Source organism: Psychrobacter sp. Ps1 (genome assembly GCF_022129425.1).
Lineage (GTDB): Bacteria > Pseudomonadota > Gammaproteobacteria > Pseudomonadales > Moraxellaceae > Psychrobacter.
This window is the reverse complement of sequence record NZ_JADQAN010000011.1, coordinates 77,476-96,120: the sequence shown is the minus strand read 5'-3', so window position 1 is coordinate 96,120 and position 18,645 is coordinate 77,476. Positions and strand designations below refer to the sequence as shown.

The following is an 18,645-nucleotide window of genomic DNA, read 5'->3' as shown; positions in this document are numbered from 1 at the left end:
GATACTGGTCTTATAATAGCGACTTTATTACAGCGACTTTAGGAACGCATTAAGCTCTGCGCGACCTTGTTTGTCCAACTTCAATACTTGTTGCTTTTGCTTTTCGGCTTCTCCGCCATGCCATAAAACCGCTTCCATCAACGTACGTGCACGGCCATCATGCAAAAACGTCGCTTGAGGATCAACTGTCTGCGCAAGTCCTACGCCCCAAAGTGCTGGCGTACGCCATTCATAAGAGTTGGCTAAAAACTCAACTTGGGCATCTTTTGGTGGTAGCTTACCGGCAATCGTACGATCAGCGAGATCATTGCCCATATCATGCAATAGCAAATCTGTGTAAGGATAAATCACTTGTCCATGCTGCTCAAGATGATCATCGTCGGTTTTTGGCAACTGATATCTTGGCGTATGGCAGCTTTGACAACCCATGTCATAAAAACGCTTTTTGCCAGCCAGTACAAGCTTATCATCTGCATTACGGCGATGCGGCACTGCTAGATTGCGAGTATAAAACTCTACAAATTTCGCAACCTCATCGTTTACTTCAACGGGTGATTTACCATTGCCCTGCTCATCAGCACCTGTCGCTGCATTTAGGCAAGCGGTCTGCGTTGGCATACAGGACTCGTTAGGACGGATGTTGGACGTCAGACCCATGTCTTCGTTAAAGGCACTTTGGTTCTGAGTAATAAGTTTGGTTTGACCCGCTTTCCAGCCAAATCGTCCAAGCGCACGCTTGCCCGTTTGTGGATCCATGACCCAGTTAAACTTACCACTGATATCGCTATCATTACTGTCGTTGGCTTGTTTTTTAATGTCATCGTCAGGTATTTGCTCTAGTAACCCAAGCCCAATCATCGGTAGCGCCACACGCGGTGATACCATCATGTCATCGTCAAAAGCACCGTAACCAGGTTTGGTCAAATTAAACGTTGGCGCACGCAGTGTCTCGACATATCCGTCAGCAAAGGTAACTGGTGTGTCTGTCCACTGCACCGCAATTCTCGCTTCAGCAGGCACGCCCTGAATACCACGATCTTGTAGCTGCCCACCATACATAGGATGAGCCACTTTTTCAATCAGCGAATCCTGTAGCTGCTGACGTTGCTCATCGGTCGTCGCAGGCATAGACAGACGAATCAATAAACTATCAGCATCGTCATCGACAGTCATCGGCGCGTGACCTCGCCCGTCTTTGACATGACAAGACTGACAAGCGGCCACATTGAATAATGCGCCCAGTCCATCACGACTATCAGTACTAGCAGGTGCAACGACCCATGGCTGCTTGAAAAACGCATTACCAATAAAGAACGACCCTTTACGAGAAGCTGCTAGATTCGATGAAGGCTTTGAGTAGCTCTCAGCACTGCTAATACTAATACCAGAGTCACCGCCCTGCTTAATCTCTTGAGGGTCAAAGCTCACCAATTGCTGCATTGGCACGCCTGCTAGTACTTCTATATTTTTGGCGTGTTCGGACGACAGCGATTGACTGTTTTCACTGCCACTTTCATTATTTGAGGCCTGCTCTGAAGGGTCGTCAGAAACGCTATCAGATGGTTGACACGCACTGATAGCCATTGCACTGGCAATAATTAGCGCAAGCTTAGAAGGTATATGTCGTAGGATTTGAGTAGCAAGAGGAGAATCAGAAGGGTTAACATAATTGGCGTTCATAGAAATTCAGTGCCTTAGCGCTAGAGTAGAACCATTAAAATTTTGTCATACCATCTCATTATATGTCGTCACAATCATTGCTTATCGACATATAATGAAATGGTACACCGGCCAATTGGCTTATTTAATGCTCGTAAAAATGCGTTGCCAACGGTGGCTGACAACGCACGTATTATATCTAATCTAAGTATCTAATAAACAGCGGTTACTGACCTATAACGACTAATAGAACGTCGCAAAGCCAATGAAAGGCTTTTAAATAAGGGCCGTTAGCTTAAATTTTTCTTAAAACTGTGACCCTGCATCTGCGTCTAGATTATCGATTCCAACTACTTTTGCAGCGTTTTCAATACTGGCCGTCAGCTCTTGTAAGCTAGTGATGCCCGCTTCAACCCATCCACGACGGACATTTTGTTCTTCAGCAGAGATACCTTCTTGGCTGGCTTGACCGACAGTTGCAATCATCTGGTCAATCTTGATACCGTCTTTTTCGCCTTTTTCAACGATAACGTTAAACGCGCCTTCTACTTTGTTGAACTCAGCAGCCAATTTATCAGCAGCTTCTGTGTGGCCGTTATCCGTTAGATAATCTTTGATACCGTAGCCGCCCACTGTCTTACCAGCGACTGTTGTATAGCTACCATTAAAGACGTTTTGGATACCGCGCGCATTATTGGCATAGCTCAAATGAGTCAAATCACTAAAGCATTCGTGCTCATCTTCAGTAGAGCCAGTAACAAAAGCGACCTGCATACGCTCAGAAGCAAGCTCACCTAATGCTAAGCTGCCCATTTGATACATAATTTGGCGCAGACCATTGTCATATTTGCGCGCTATCAAATCACTACGCAAGGTATTCTTAGTATCAGGCTGCCACTGAGCTTCCATCGCGGTCAAATCATTAACCAATAGTTGAGTTGCAGCAGTTAAGAATTTACCACGGCGCTCACAGATATTGGCGTCGTCATTGACGGTCTCACCACTAGTACACTGTCCGGCTTCAGTCGCATAGTCAGTGACTGGGCGATTACCTGCGCCTTCTTTCACGCCATTGTTGTCTTGACCCCACAGCATAAATTCAATCGCATGATAGCCAGTCGTTACGTTGGCTTCACTACCACCGATTTCATTCATTTCTGCAAGTAGCTCAGGCGTAATCGTACTGGTATCTTGCTTGATACTACCGACAGTAATGCTGTCGCTATTGATGATGTTCTCTTGGCTGTTATATTCGCCTTCATAGTCGTCACCAACATAATCAATCAGCGCTTCATCAAGTGGCCAAGCATTGATCTGCCCTTCCCAGCTATCGATGCTGTTGATAGCACGTTTGTCATTGGCAGTCACAAAGCCTTCATCAAAACGGAAAATCTCAGTTTGTGAGTATGGTTGGCGTGCTGCTTTATAGGCAGCTTTTGCAGCATCAAGGTTTTCTTGTGTTGGAGTGGCCACGTATGTTTCTACCGCAGTTTGTAGCGCTTTAGCCGTGTCCAACGAATCTTTATAAGCGGCGTGTGCCATATTTGCATAACTGATAATCAATCTATCAATATGTGCTTTTTCGGCAGCAGTCATCTCTGAATTATCCGCTGTCTCTGTGTTTGCTACTTCTGTTTGCGTTTCTGTCGCAGCATTGGTGTCTTCATCGGCTTGCTTTGTACAGCCCGACACCATTAACAATCCTGCAAGTGCAACAGCTAAAGTAGTTGGTAAAAGCTTACGGCTCGTTACTGTGGTAATCGTCATACATATCCTCAAGAAATATAGCAAAAAATTTGTTTTGGTTAAGTAGCCTCAATTATTTTGATAATCAAGCCATGTTACAGCAGGCTATCTTAGCCATGCACATTGATTCTCAGTGCGCACGATAAGACGTTTAATATTGTATCAATAGCAAACACTGACAAATTATAGTGTTATTGATAATCATTATCAATATTTAATTTAATATTAACTATATCTATCAATCATCACTGTTTTATTCAAACTGAAAATACAAAAAAAGAGCCAGCATATCGCTGACTCTTTTTGAAATATATGTGCTCAAATATCTAGCACATACTCAATAGCTATTGATTAGTTTACGCTCTGTGGTGCGTTAACTGTTAGCTCAACACGGCGGTTTTGACCACGGCCATATTCAGTATTGTTGTCTGCGATCGGACGTGACTCGCCGTAAGCAACAACGTTTACACGGTTTGAAGCAACACCGCGAGCTGTTAAGTAGTTAGCAACTGAGTAAGCGCGATCACGTGACAGACCCATGTTATAAGATGCTGAACCTTTGCTATCAGTGTGACCAGCGATAGTAATTGTGTTTTGGTTGTACTGGTTCATCGTTGAAGCAAGCTTATCAAGCGTTGGCTTGAATGATGAGCTAAGGGTTGCATCATCAAATGAGAACGTGATGCTACCTGGCATAACCAAATCAATGTTACCAGTGGTTGGATTTTGCTCAACAGTTACGCCTGTGCCAGCCATTTGCTGCTCAAGCTGACGAGCTTGACGCTCCATGTAGTAACCAACGCCTGCACCTAATGCTGCGCCGATAGCCGCATCACGACCAGTTTTGTCACCGCCTGTTGCTTTTGAAATAGTTGCACCACCTGCTGCACCAACTAGACCACCTAGAGCAGCTTTGTTTAGACGCTGTTGTCCAGTGTTTGGATCTGTTGTACAACCGCTAAGTGCTAGACCTGATGCTACTGCTGCAATCATTAAAGTATTACGCATAATATTTCCTCTTAAGTTTAAAAAATCGTGCTTTTTATAAAGATTGTCCGTTAATCTTTTTTAAGTACTTATCTACATTCCCCATTATTATGGCAACTACAACCTATCTCTGTGTAATATTTTGTCATACCTATGTATGAGAAGTGCAGGTTATATTTCAATGGTTTTATAGGTCAAATCTTCGCGCCTTGCTACCACTAGTCACGTTTACAACCGTACACTACAACATGTTTCTGCTAAAATTATATCGCTGAATTTGTCGGCTTTAAATAGTCATGATTTGAAGCTTTACGTTCATAATATTCCTGACTTGACTAGGACAGATTCAGCGGCATACGGCTTATTATTAATCAGATAGACTGAAAAGGATTGAGCATGCGATTGACATCTACCATTCGAAAAATGCATAAACGTTCGCCTAAATTAGGCAAAGCTGTGTCGCTTGCAACAGCCACTGGTGTCATCGCCGCCAATAGCTTCGGTGGTAGTATTCCTTTATGGCTAATGGGCGTCGGTAAAGTCATTACTGGCGCCTCTATTGCAGACAAAGCCGTCATAAAAATTGCTACTCACTGGATCAGTAGCAACAGTGCCTTGATCGATAACATGTTGCCTCGTAAAGATTGGCGTATCAACCTACCGGACGATATCCATACCAATGGTAAATACCTGCTAGTGAGCAACCACCAATCATGGGTCGATACCAGCATCGTGCAGTATATTGGCGAAAAACGTTTGCCACTTACGCGATTTTTTACCAAGTTTGAGCTGATCTACATCCCTATCGTTGGCCAAGCTTTTTACTTTTTAGATTTTCCAATGATGCGCCGACATTCAAAAGAAGCCATCGCCAAAAACCCTACGCTAAAAGGCAAGGATATCGAAGAAGCCAAACGTGCCTGTGCCCTACTAAAAGACAAACCATTTACCTTATTAAATTATTTGGAAGGTACTCGTTTTACCAAAGCCAAACAAGCTCAGCAAAAATCGCCCTATACGCACTTATTAAAACCTCGTGCAGGCGGATTATCATTGGCTATCAGCGCACTAGGTGAAGATATCGATGGCATACTAGATATGACAATCGTATACCCTGATGGTGTGCCAAGCTATGGGGATCTTTGGAAAGGCAATATCAAACGCTTGGGCGTTGATTTGCGCTACATCGACATACCAGATGCGTTGTTCGAAAGTATCAAGCAAGGTGGCTACGAAAATGACGAGGATACAAAAGCTCAAATGTTCGACTGGGTTGAACAGGTGTGGCGTCAAAAAGATGAACGTATTAGCACTATGTTGGCAGATTTTGAAACCAATCCTAAAGCGCAAGATGCCTAACAAAGATGCTCAGCAATACTAAACTGGCTGACTGTTAGACCTTATAAAATACCAAGCACAGTCTATGCAAGCGTACTAAGTAGTAAATATCGATAATGAGATAAAAAGTTATAGGGCAATAAAGTTACGGGTACAAATGTCACAATAGTCATATCTTACTTATGATGCCTACTGTTAAAACAGCCATGCATCATAAGTAAATTTTAATCAAAGATGGGTTGTTTTTTAGCCTTATTCATTGATAATGTGACTAATCATGAACGCATAGATTTTCGATGTCTACTTTAATAGTAAATAGTAGTAAATATCGAATTCTGACCCATTTTTTGTGCCATTTATTACTTATAAGGTATGACTGTGCCCACCTCTACTACTAGCTCGCCGTTAGCTACCGAATCTGTTTTGAGTCAGCCTCCTTATCCAATAAGTGATGAGCCACCAAACCCGAATCATCCAAAGCCGAGTCGCTTTAAGCTCACTTACGATATTGTCATGATTATTGCCATCAGTATTGATCTGCTATTGATCAGTATCGACGCTATTTTGATGAGCAATTTTAGTAGTAATGCTGCAGAATGGCTAACCATCAGTGAAGCGCTCAATTGGTATCAAACAACCCTACATGATCCTCTACGCACTGCTGGAGGATTTTTTACTATCTTTTTGGTCGTTGAGTTGCTATTGCGCTGGGCGATTGCCATTAAACAAAAAGTCTATTATCGCTGGTTCTTTTTCCCATTCGTTCATTGGTACGAAGTATTAGGCTGTTTTCCGCAGCTACGTGCTTTGCGACTGCTGCGAGCGGTCGTTATTGGACGACGTCTATATCAGCTTGGCTACCAAGTACTGCCGCAGGCGTGGATAAACCGAATCAAGTTCTACATTGACCTACTGTTAGAAGAGCTCTCAGATCGCGTTATTTTGACAGCGATACAAAACTTTCGACAAGAGCTAACCAGTTCAGACACGCATAAATCATTCATTGAGTCGACGATTGCAAAAAATCGAAATGAGATTGAAGCGGCCGTATTGTCTGTGCTGCGTACAGAGCTTGCACCGAAGCTACAAGAACTGACTGCCTCATCAGGTGGGGGCAGTATATTGGCGAGCGAGATGGGCAATGCTATTGAAGAAGGATTGGCCAACACACCTGAGTTGCGCCGCTATCTACGCATGATACCTATCGCGGGCAGCCTGATTGAATCACAGCTACATCACGTCGGGCACAATATCGGTGAGAACGTCGTAAACGCATTAAACAAGCGACTTTTAGACCCTAAGCGCTTGGATATATTAATGATGGAAATTGCTAGCGGTATTGCGCAAATAGATACCAATAATACAGCGCTAGATACCTTAATTTCTAGTATCATTGATGACAGTTTGACTGCGTTTGAAGCGCAGGTAAAAGTGCAGCAATGGAAGCACCAAGATATGTTAAACCTATAGTTTAGCTATCTAATAGCATGATGTAATAAGAGACATAATACCGTGACAGAATTATTTTTAAGGGTTTGTATATGACAGTTTCAGCTAACGATAACCAGACTGCACCAGCGCTAGCTTTCTATGGCAAGATGCTGACGTTTTCACGCGTACAGTTTAGTACAAACGATCTAGCAGCTATAGAAGCTCAGCTAACTGAAACGCTCAGCAATAAATCGAGCAATATTCCTATCCTTATTGATAGTGACGTTGAGCAGGATTTATCAGCATTGGTAGAGCTGTTATGGGCATGGGGATTGCAGCCTATTGGCGTGGTGACAGGAGTGCTTGATGCGCAAGCACGTGAGCAGCGCTTAGCGATATTTCCAGCAGATGGTAAGCGTATTGAGCGTATATTACCAAGTAAAAAAGCCCCTATCCCTACCCAACCATCACCAGGAAATGATAACGCCGAAGCAGTTAATGCTAATAGCGTCGATAATGCTTCTACCACGAGCGAACCTGCCACTGAAACCACACTATCTAATATGCCCACCGAGACGTTGGTAAGTACTCAGCATATTACCAGCTTAATCTATGATCAAATGCTGCGTTCAGGACAAAGCCTCAATCACGTTGGTGGCGACTTGATTTTGACCAGTAGTATCAATAGCGGCGCTGAAGCGATTACTGACAATAGCTTGCATGTATATGGCCGTGCACAAGGGCGTCTGGTGGCAGGCGCAACAGGGGACAAAGATGCCCGTATATTCTGCCAAGTCTTTAATCCTTCACTGGTATCAGTAGCAGGAACTTACTGCTTACGAGACAACTTACCTGAGCATGTCATCGACAAGTCTGTGCAAGTAAAATTCGTAGAAGGCGAAGGCTTAGTATTTACCGTGATGGATGAAGCTTAGAACGCTATTAAAAATAATACACCGTGAAGTGACTTTATAGAAAACTAAGGTAGTTAAGCTGCTCTATTCGACAAGCCAAAAACCATAGTTATAACCCTACTAATACCACGCAGAGAGGCTAATTGAGCGATACATAGGTTGTTTTTCTGCTTTAGTATCGAGCTGCTATAAATTTTTGTTTATTTATGCTAGGCTAGCTTCGAAGATAGTGTATATATGTTAGGTGAATAACATGTAATTTTGCTATTTATATAAAAGATATCCCATTGATTCATAGGAGTGTGCCATTGTGGCGAAGATAGTTGTAATCACTTCAGGTAAAGGCGGTGTGGGTAAAACCACGACAAGTGCTTCTTTTGCCGCTGGTTTGGCGTTACGTGGCTATAAAACAGTTGTTATCGACTTTGATGTAGGTCTACGTAATCTAGACTTAATCATGGGTTGCGAAAACAGAATTGTTTATGACTTCGTTGATGTCATCACTGGAAACGCGCGTTTGTCGCAAGCACTTGTCAAAGACAAACAGCTTGAAAACTTATATATCCTGCCCGCCAGTCAGACACGCGATAAAGACGCACTGACAGACGAAGGGGTATCAGAGGTAATGGCTGAGCTCTCTAAACAGTTTGACTATATTATTTGTGACTCGCCTGCTGGTATTGAGCGCGGTGCACAGCTAGCGATGTATCATGCGGATGAAGCTATTATTGTCACCAACCCTGAGATTTCTTCAGTGCGTGACTCAGATAGAATCATCGGTATTCTACAAAGTCAGACGAAAAAAGTAGAAGAGAACCAAGGGACTGTTCGCGAGCATTTGATTATCACTCGTTATAATCCTGAACGTGCGGCTGCCAATGAGATGATGGATATTGATACTATCTCAAATGATATCCTAAAAGTTCCACTACTTGGGGTTGTTCCTGAGAGCCATTCTGTGCTTGAAGCGTCCAACCATGGCGAACCAGTTATCCATTATACCGACTCTGTGGCTGGTCAATGTTATGAAGACATTGTCGCCCGTTTCTTGGGTGAAGAGCGTCCACTACGTCATATTGACGTGAAGAAAAAGAGTCTATTACAGCGCTGGTTTGGGGGATAATGATGACTAAGAAAAAAGGATTTTGGAGTAGCCTATTTGGTACTGACGACAACAGTAACGCAGGTAGCGCAAATTTAGCAACTGAGCGTTTAAAAGTTATCGTTGCTAGCGAAAACAGATTGAACAATCGCTTAACGGTTGATCGCATCGAAAAAATGAAACGTGAAATCTTAGAAGTTGTGAACAAATACGTTAACGGTGTGCAGATTGATGATGTCAATATTAACCATCGTTCTGAAGACAGCTTAGATGTGTTAGAGATGAATATCAATTTACCTGAGCATAAGAAATAGCATTCTAACAGTACGTATTTCTACAATGAATAAAAAAAGCCCCAAGTTTGATACTTGGGGCTTTTTGATGTTTATCGATTACAGATTATTTCATACGGGCAATGAGATTGTCTTTTTTGACAAACTGATGGTATAACGCGGCGGCTATATGCAAGACCGTAAAACCAATAATCATTGGCCAGATAATCTCAGTATGCAAGTTATTGTAAAAACGAGCCAAACTTCTATCTGGGGTCACGAATACAGGTATCTGAAAAATACCAAAAATATCGACTGGTCGACCGCCATATACTGCCATCAATAAGCCAACCATTGGCATAGCAATCAGTATGGCATAGAGAGCAAAATGTGACAGCTGAGATACGAGCATTTGCCATTTTGGCATGGCTAACGGTGGTGGTGCCTTAGTAAAAATGCGGTTGATGACTCGGGCAATCATCCAAAATAATAGGCTCACGCCGAACGCTTTATGGTATCCAATAAACAGATTGCTATCTAAATTCTCATATAGCAGTATCATTATCCATGTGACTAACAGTAAAGCTGCACTAATCCAATGAAAAATACGGCTACTAACCGACCACTTTGATACATTCGAGTTGGCATTATTCATGAGTGACTCTACTACCTTTATCAGGAATTATCTCTAATCAATTTTATAAGCCAGCTAATGCTCTTCAAGAGATGAAGTCATTAACATTACTGGCTTACTATTTATAGAATGGAGAATACCTTAAATAACGATAAGAATCTAGCTATCCGAATCAATCAGGTGATAGGCAATTTTATCCAAATCTGGCACTAAGTAGATTTCGTCATCAATCATCACTGTTTGATATAGGTAGGATGAGACGTCATTTTTATCAAAATATTCTTCCCTACCTTCGATATTAGCACCACTAAATTGTTCAGGTGTCTCTACATCTTTCACTTCAGAAATTCGTGCTTGCAGCTGACGCAAATCACCTGCCGTCTGTAAGGCAAAACGGTGATCAGTCGTATTACCTTCCAAAACAACCATTTTGTCTGGAGTTTGATCTTGCAGTAGCAAATGAAATACAGCCAAATCTTGCTGTTGCCAGTCGTATCTAGAAACCTGCTGCTGAGACTCATCCACACTCAAAATTAGGCTGCTTGGAATGATCCAGTCCGGCTGGTTAACTGCTGGAACAATAGTGACGTCAAGCATACCGTTGTTGGTAGTCAACAGACTCACAGCCTCAAACGAATGTTTTAAAATTTGTGTCATACGTCACTCGCAATAAGTTAATGTGAATGGCTAGCTGCCTTTTCACCAATGTAATCGGTTAGTTTTTTTGCTAAATCGGTAGGGCTACCAACAAAATTGCAATACCCTGAGTCAATGATAGCCTGAGGCTGACTTGGACATGCACTCAAGCTCGGATCTTGTGCCCATAATTGACTGTTATTATCTTGGATTAAATCTAGATACTGAGAGCCATCATTACCCATACCTGAAAATATAATATTAATAAGCTCGCTACCATGAACATCGCTAGTATTTTTGAGCAGCTGTCCGATTGCAGGCTTATATTCACCATGCCAATCTTGATCCAATAGTATCACGCGACCTGTTGAATCACAGACAACCTGCTTATCAATAGGTACTATCAGACACTCTCCTGCTCGTAGCCGCTGTGAAGAAGCGATAATCTTACAGCGCCAGTCGTTATGACGATTAAGTATGCGGGGCAACGTACCAATCATAGCCTGATTAAAATGATGTGCCAATAAAATACAAATTGGTAGTGTGGCTGGTACGTTATCTAAAAACTCTTTGACCGCGCTAGGACCACCCATAGAAGCACCCAAAAATACGACATAATGCCAGTCAGTATCAGCAATCTTGTAAGCTGGAGCATCTACCAATATTGGCAAGTCAAGCAATTGGGCAAATTTACGCTTTAACTTACGTTGCCACTTTGCATATTCTTGTGATTCGTTTAGATACGGTGCTTGACTGAAGCCCACTAGTACTGCTGCTGGTTTGGATGCCACCGTCGCTATTGCCACACTGTCATCATAATCACTGTCTATCAGCCAAATATCGATAGCTGAGTTAGAAAGCGCACCTGTTTCCCGCCACTGTGCTCGTGACACACAGCCGACCAGCGTAAAGCCGAAGCCACGTACCGTATCTGAAAAAGCCATGCGCTGGCGGTGGTCTTCTGCCACCACCATCACTTTAATATCATTTTTATTTTTTTTTCGCAGCGCTAAAACACGTGCATTATCCTTCATTAGTCAGGCTGACCCCTTCACCTAGTAATTTTTGCATTTTATCAAGCAGCTCTTTTTCTTGGAATGGTTTACCCATATAGTCATTCACACCAATCTCTAAGGCACGTTCACGATGCTTTTCGCCAGTACGTGACGTTATCATAATAATTGGAATTTGCTTTAGACGACTATTATGTCGGACTTGAGTGGCGACCTCGAAGCCGTCCATACGAGGCATTTCGATATCAAGCAATATCATGTCTGGTGTCATATCTTGCAATATCTCAATTGCGTCAATACCATCTTTAGCGACGGCCACATTGAACCCTTGGCGCTCTAAGAAACGTGAGGTGACTTTACGTACCGTCACGGAGTCATCGACGACTAAAATGGTAGGTTTGGACTCTATGCGCCCTCTTTTGGCATCAACGGCTTTCGTAATGTTTTTGACCAATTGCGCATTACGCATGAGAGCAATCAGATCTAAGATGAGCATGACCGAGCCATCACCCATGATAGTAGCAGCTGAAACTCCTGGAATATTTGATAATTGTTGGCCTAAAGGTTTGACAACAACTTCTATGCGCGAACCTGCAATCTGATCCACTTGCAAAGCAATGTTCTGTCCAGTACGGTTTTTAATAATGATAAGCGGTAAGCTGGTATTGGTATTTACAACCAATTCGTTTAACTTATTACCTGATAAAATTTCATTTAGATAGCGTACTCGATACTCTGTGTCTTCAAAATTCAATGTGGCATCATTTGATTGATAATAGTCATAGAGCTTCTCTGGATTCATTCGAACCACACGCTCAATCTGTACCAATGGAATCGCGTAGTAGCGATCTGCAGCACGAACAACCAACGCGTCAGACACGGCTACCGTCAATGGTAGACGCATTGTGAAACTAGAGCCTTTACCCAACTCTGAAACGACGGATACTGAGCCACCTAGTTGGCGAACCTCACTAATAACAACGTCCATACCAACGCCGCGTCCAGAGATCTGAGTCACTTGCTGACTAGTACTCAATCCAGCGTTGAAGATGTATTGCATAACATCAAGGTCTGACAGACTATTATCGTCTGCATCAATTAGACCCTGAGAGATGGCTTTACTACGTACTGCTTCAACATCAATGCCTCGCCCATCATCTGTTAATTGGATGACGATCTCACTACCTTCACGATGCACCTCAAGGGTAATACGGCCGCTACGCTCTTTGCCTGACTTTAGACGGGTCGATGTGGTTTCAATACCATGGTCGACAGCATTACGTAACATATGCTCAAGCGGTGAGGTAATGCGCTCTAGGATGGTTCTATCCATCTCGTCATCAGCATTAATGATGGACAATTCAACAGACTTATTAAGCTCGTTAGCTGTTTGACGTACGATACGTTCAAGACGTGGTGTCAAGCGCGTAAATGGCACCATACGTGAATTCATCAAACCATCTTGCAGTTCAGTCTGGGTACGAGACAACTGTAGCAGTAGGCTTTCACTATCACGGGTTTTTTCTAATAATGTATGGTTAATATCAACCAAATCCGAGGCTGACTCTGTTAAAGATTTAGATAGCTGATTCAAAGATGAGTATTGATCCATCTCTAGAGGGTCAAAGTCTTCATTATCGATGAGTTCCTCATCTATCTGAGACAAAATCTGTGCTTCTAGCTCGATCTCCATACGACGTAGCTGATCTGCCAGGCGTTGTACTGTCGTACCCATCTCTTCGATACTGTTTGTTAAACTACTGATACCCATATCGATACGAGCACGGTTAATCGCTGACTCACCAGATAGATTAATCATGTGCTCAATCAAACCACCCGAGATACGAATCATCTCATTGCTACTAGCGCTCTGATCTTCCTCGTGAGTATCTCTAAGCATAGACGGCATTTCACTGATATCTTTTGCAAGATACTGTGAATCTTGGTTTTCTTTGGCAATCAAGATTGCTTCACGCTGGGCTTGTAGAGACTCTTTAGGTATCGTTTTTAGGCTATCAGGGTTTCTACCAAATTGCTCCAACGCTTCAATTAATAGCGTAGGCGTCGGTGGATTAACATGTTGTTGAAGAATAAATACTGCATCAGCTAGCCAGTCATGACTTGCAACCAGCAACTCTAATACTTTTTTGGTGGCTGGACGTCGATTACTGACAAAGTCTGTATAAACCGACTCCATCTCGTGAGCCAAGTCAGCAATACCAGAGGCAGTGACCATTCGTGCGCCACCCTTTATGGTATGCAAATCACGTTGGAGCGCTTGCAACGCTGTGGTATTACTCGTGTCTTTTAAGAACAAGTGTAGATACTTATTACGATTGGTAAGCTCTTCTGCCTCTTCTAAAAATACCGCTAATATATCAGGATCAGGAAGTCCGTTAGCCCATGATTGTTTAATCATGCTATCCAGACTTAGGGTACTCAATACCTCATTATCACTGTCAACAACATTGGCAGCAATGCTACGCTCTGTAGGTTCAAAATGATTTTTTGGCACTGGTATGACTAGATCGATTACCTCTGGTAACGTTTTTGCTTTTTCAAGCTGGCGCAACTGCTCAATGAGCTCTGGAGTAAAGAAAGATTTCTTATGACTCACAATATGCATCACTTGTAGTGACATGGTGTCTTGCACCATTTGCATGATTTCAAGCCACTGCGCGGTTGGCGCTCTTCGGCTCTCTACAAACGACTCATAGACACTTTCTGCTTCGTGAGTCAAATCGCCAATACTACGGATACCCGCCATCCGTGCACCACCTTTAATCGTGTGCAAATGACGCTGTAGAACCTTTAGCGAATTGATATTGGTGATATCGGCACGCCACTTATTGAAGCTTTCATCTAGTGCAGTATCAAGCTCTTGTGCTTCTTCTAAAAATATTTCTAACAGCTCGATATCAGTGTCAATGGTTTCAAATTGTAGGTCAGCTGCTGGAACGGCTCTAACGATGAAGCCAACGTCTTCATTGTCATTACTTTCTTGATAGATATTCTGTAGATCATCAATGACTTGTTTATCTATTTTTAAGGAGGTACTTCCAGCTAAGGCATCAAACAAGCCTATCAGCTGAGCATGACCTGCATGCAATATCGCTTGAATGTCTTGATTTTTAGCTATATCGATATGATTACTTAAATAACGATACGCATTACCCAGCTCATCTAAAATTGTGACAAATTTTGGAAATGCTTGCGCTTTTTCCATAAGAAAAGCTATTTGTGAAACTTGCTGCTCTATATAACCTTGAATATGCTCTATCTCAGTATGATTCAACGCATCATCTAATTCCCACTCAGCATCGAGCAACGTATCAATATTACTGTCTAATAACTCTTCTATCGTCGGTTTCTTATTTGTCATGACAGTAGTGTCATTAGCCACGTATTGCTTACCAAGCATAGCTTGCAATGACGCTATATCATGCTGACTCTGCGAACCATCGTCCTCTGTTGATACATCATGCTGCTCTACATTTTGCTTATAGTTATTTAGATAACCATCTATTAATGTGGCTGACTGAGCTAATGCTGCTAGATGCTGAGCATTCATGCCTATATCTTGTTGTTGTAATAATTCCAAGCTATGCTCGATGGTCGCACTAACTTCGCTGATAGCGGCTAAAGCACTAGAACCCGAAGCGCCGCGCAAAGTATGAAATGCGCGTACGATCTCATCTGTGATTTCTATATGATGCTGTTCTCTATTGTCTTTGACAAACTGTTCGATGCAATCAAGCAGTTCTTCTGCTTCATCAATAAAGATCTTACAAAATGCTTTTTCTTCTTCAGTTTGAGGGGTAAGAACAACCGCTGCCTCTGCCATTTTTTCATTGACCGAACGAAAGGTCTGTAAGGTAGAGTCTATGGCTTCATTACTGTTGTCATCATAAGCATAGCGAGTCTCAGCCGTATCAGACCATGGCGTCTTTTCTTCCATCTCATCTATAGAGCTATCTACTGATTGTGCAAATAACGCAGCATAGCTAAATCCATTACCCTGCTGTTTGCTATACGCATCAGCACACGCAATCCACACTGGAACTACAGCCGGATAGTCTTGAGTACCCTGTTCAAATGCTATGAGCATATCAGGATAAGCTGCCAATACATCTGTAATTAACTGACGCATATCAGCTGAGATGGCGACACTGTTATCTAAAACACGGTTAAGCATGTTTTCTATAGACCATGCCAGTTCCGCTGTATAGTTAGCGCCTACCATGCGGCCCGAACCTTTCAAGGTATGGAAACCACGACGAATATCTTTTAATCCCTCTAGATCGGTCGAATTTTCCTGCCAGCTTTCATACAATGGCACAATTTCTGCCATTACTTCATTGGCCTCTTCTATAAATATCTCTTTGATATCAGGATCTGCATCGTCGGCATCAGCTGGTAGTTGGTTAGTCTCTCTAATAAAAGGTGCAAGACTCTCTGGAATATCCAATGTAGATAGATATTCGTTGATATTCACTTCCTTGTTATTCGAGTCAGTGACTAACTCGGTACTATCGTTATTAGAATCAGTATCAACATCATCAATTTCTAGTAGCGATTTTTCTAATTCTGCATCATCTGACATAAACTCTTTGGGAGCAAGTTCAGCTAGCGTCAGTCCAGTGTTGACCGGCTGCTGACTCATAAGATTACTACTTTGTAAGATAACAATCGCAGGATCAAAGCTTGGTGGTCGCTGCGCTGAAAAATCTGCTACCAATGCTGGTAGAATTTTTGTGGTATCAACCACTAGATTTACAACATCATCTGTTACTGGTAATGTTTTATCTAGTAAACGATTGAGTAGGTTTTCGATTGACCATGCTATCTCGCTGATACTAAAGGCACCAACCATACGACCTGAGCCTTTTAGAGTGTGAAAACCTCTACGCACTTCAGTCAATGAGGTTAGATCTTGTGAGTCTTGCGCCCAGATAGGAAGGAAATCTTCAAGATCAGTGATAATTTCGGTCACTTCTTCGATAAAGATATCGTGGACATCTTCATCTGTTTCAAAGTTATCAGGCTTCACGTGTTCACGAGCCTGCTTTAGTGCATCACTTTCAGTATTGTCAGACAGACTTACACTATCTTGTTCAACTACATTTGCATCGCCTATATTGATAACAGGGCTGATCTCACCACTATCATCATAACGTATAACATTCGTCGCAGCTGACTCTTGAGTGAGTACAGTCTCGTTAAGCATTGCTGGTGATTCGATATCAGTATCAAGAAGCTGTGTTGCTCTGGCCGTATGTGTATTTGCTAAAGTGAGCAACTGCTGGTCGAAAACCTGCTGCGCAAGATAATCAAGTAATAGCTCAATAGACGTTAAGCTCTCAGCCAACGCCTGCACCAAACTCCAGCTCGGGGTAGTAATATTACGAGTAGTTAACTGTGTAAATAAACTACCAATATCATCCATAGTATGACGAATTTCTGGCAATTCCATATCGTCAAAGGCTTGACCAATACTGGTAAAATCAGTAGACGCTGGTAATAACCCAATATCTTGGTGTTGTATATAGTCGTTGAAGTTTTGCTTTATCTCTTCTACTGCAATTCGAAGCTCACGTAGGCCATCATCGGTAGGAATAGAGTCATGTTTACCTTTTAATTCTGTCTCGTTACTATTTATCACTTCAGGCACAGTAGCGAAAGAGGTTGCCTCACCAATCTTAAGAGAAATGGTTTGCTCAGTACTATAAATAGCGTTGTATAACTCTTGCAGCTTGCGTTCAATTTGCCACTGCTCTTGCGCAAAACTTGTTTCTGATACAAGAGACTGTTTTAAATCTGCAAGGATTGATTCCACCTGAGACACATAGTAAGTCCAGCCTCGGTTTTTGAGCTGCTCTTTGATATGTTGTAAAGGAGCTACCAAGCTATCTGGATCATCCAGTTTGAAAATAAGCGCATCGAGCTGAGTTAATAATTGCGGTAAAAAACGAGACGCTGTCGTGCTACTTTGAGATACTTTATCCAAAATAGACTGAGTACGTTTGCTACTGTGCGCTAGATAACTCAATTCGACATAGATTGCGGTGGTCAATCTTACAACTATAGTTGAAGGTACTTCATTTGATTGGGCACAAGATTCTATAACTTGATCAAGCTGACCTAATAATGGAGCATAACGCTCAGGAAGTGGCGTCTCGTTTTGGGCCAGATCGCTTAGCAGTAATTCGGTTAAACACCATAGTCTTTGTAAACCACTATCTTGTGTTGTCTGCTTAAGATACTGGCTAGCTTTTTCTAAGGTACTGAGTGCTGACGACTGATTTGTATTAGTGATTAGTAATGCCTGTACTTGTTGACGCCATACGAGTAGCAACTGCTGACACTGTTCACTTGTCAAGCTAGCAGTAGCTTGTTCTGTTGGTACGGCCACTTCAATACTATTGATAATATTTTCGTTATTCGCATGATCATTCGTGTATTCATGCTGAATATCACTAATGTTTACAAGAATATCAGTTTCTATATCTCGTTGAGACAAGGCTTGGGTCAGCTCATCAACCGCCCTACTTATTAGGCCTATATGATAGATTCCTGTACACGCATACTGATTGATCTCTCGTTGCAACAATCGATGAGAAAACTGACCTATACGACGCTCTTTGACAGAAAAATCATCGTAATTTCGTAATCCTGCGAGTTGACTCAACTTGCTAGCAACATTTGCTAATAAGGGATGCTTAAGTATGATGAGTGCACCACTAACCTGATGATAACTTGATATCAGCTGTTCATGGTCGATGCTAGATTCACCTAATTGCCAACCGTCAGATATCTGTGTTAACTGCTGATTGAATAATGGTAGCAACCACTGAAATGTCACGATGTCATTGGGCTGGTTTTTCATAGGTTTATCCTAACTCGTCTATGCACT

12 protein-coding genes are annotated in these 18,645 nt (G+C 42.3%); 5 read left to right on the top strand and 7 right to left on the bottom strand.

Translation table 11 applies throughout. From position 1 onward, the window contains the following. Positions 1–27: 27 nt before the first annotated feature. The 3 genes from I3249_RS07450 to I3249_RS07440 all read right to left on the bottom strand — a co-directional run bounded on the left by I3249_RS07450 (position 28) and on the right by I3249_RS07440 (position 4,413). Positions 28–1,584, bottom strand: coding sequence for a di-heme oxidoredictase family protein (locus tag I3249_RS07450; protein WP_238069360.1), 1,557 nt, complete (start codon positions 1,582–1,584; stop codon positions 28–30). Positions 1,585–1,965: 381 nt separating this feature from the next. Continuing rightward, entirely contained in the window at positions 1,966–3,426 is a 1,461-nt protein-coding gene (locus I3249_RS07445; protein WP_238069337.1) for an imelysin family protein, read from the bottom strand. A gap of 330 nt (positions 3,427–3,756) precedes the next feature. Beyond that, positions 3,757–4,413, bottom strand: a complete 657-nt coding sequence (locus I3249_RS07440) for an OmpA family protein (protein ID WP_057761553.1) — start codon at positions 4,411–4,413, stop codon at positions 3,757–3,759. A 375-nt stretch (positions 4,414–4,788) separates the two neighbouring features. Between I3249_RS07440 and I3249_RS07435 the strand changes: the two genes are divergently transcribed. The 5 genes from I3249_RS07435 to minE all read left to right on the top strand — a co-directional run bounded on the left by I3249_RS07435 (position 4,789) and on the right by minE (position 9,491). Further along, positions 4,789–5,751, top strand: a complete 963-nt coding sequence (locus I3249_RS07435) for an acyltransferase (RefSeq protein ID WP_238069336.1) — start codon at positions 4,789–4,791, stop codon at positions 5,749–5,751. A gap of 351 nt (positions 5,752–6,102) precedes the next feature. Then, positions 6,103–7,200 carry a hypothetical protein gene (locus I3249_RS07430; RefSeq protein WP_238069335.1) on the top strand — a complete coding sequence of 366 codons (1,098 nt, stop codon included), beginning with the start codon at positions 6,103–6,105 and terminating at the stop codon, positions 7,198–7,200. Between the two features lie 71 nt (positions 7,201–7,271). Next, positions 7,272–8,096 carry a septum site-determining protein MinC gene (gene minC, locus I3249_RS07425; RefSeq protein ID WP_238069334.1) on the top strand — a complete coding sequence of 275 codons (825 nt, stop codon included), beginning with the start codon at positions 7,272–7,274 and terminating at the stop codon, positions 8,094–8,096. A gap of 289 nt (positions 8,097–8,385) precedes the next feature. Further along, positions 8,386–9,198, top strand: a complete 813-nt coding sequence (gene minD / locus I3249_RS07420; RefSeq protein WP_057761560.1) for a septum site-determining protein MinD — start codon at positions 8,386–8,388, stop codon at positions 9,196–9,198. Between the two features lie 2 nt (positions 9,199–9,200). Next, on the top strand, positions 9,201–9,491 hold the full coding sequence (minE, locus tag I3249_RS07415; protein ID WP_057762631.1) for a cell division topological specificity factor MinE: 291 nt from the start codon (positions 9,201–9,203) through the stop codon (positions 9,489–9,491). Between the two features lie 85 nt (positions 9,492–9,576). On the opposite strand, the gene I3249_RS07410 is transcribed toward minE, so the two are convergent. The 4 genes from I3249_RS07410 to I3249_RS07395 all read right to left on the bottom strand — a co-directional run bounded on the left by I3249_RS07410 (position 9,577) and on the right by I3249_RS07395 (position 18,618). After that, complete coding sequence (locus I3249_RS07410; RefSeq protein ID WP_238069332.1) at positions 9,577–10,104, bottom strand: cytochrome b; 528 nt, start codon at positions 10,102–10,104, stop codon at positions 9,577–9,579. A gap of 138 nt (positions 10,105–10,242) precedes the next feature. Continuing rightward, positions 10,243–10,740 (bottom strand): hypothetical protein, encoded by a 498-nt coding sequence (locus tag I3249_RS07405; protein ID WP_238069330.1) that lies wholly within the window; start codon positions 10,738–10,740, stop codon positions 10,243–10,245. Between the two features lie 17 nt (positions 10,741–10,757). Further along, positions 10,758–11,753, bottom strand: a complete 996-nt coding sequence (locus tag I3249_RS07400; RefSeq protein ID WP_238069329.1) for a chemotaxis protein CheB — start codon at positions 11,751–11,753, stop codon at positions 10,758–10,760. Continuing rightward, positions 11,743–18,618: an Hpt domain-containing protein gene (locus I3249_RS07395; RefSeq protein ID WP_238069328.1), complete on the bottom strand. Its 6,876-nt coding sequence runs from the start codon at positions 18,616–18,618 to the stop codon at positions 11,743–11,745. Before I3249_RS07395 ends, I3249_RS07400 begins: the two co-directional genes overlap by 11 nt. Between the last annotated feature and the right edge of the window lie 27 nt (positions 18,619–18,645).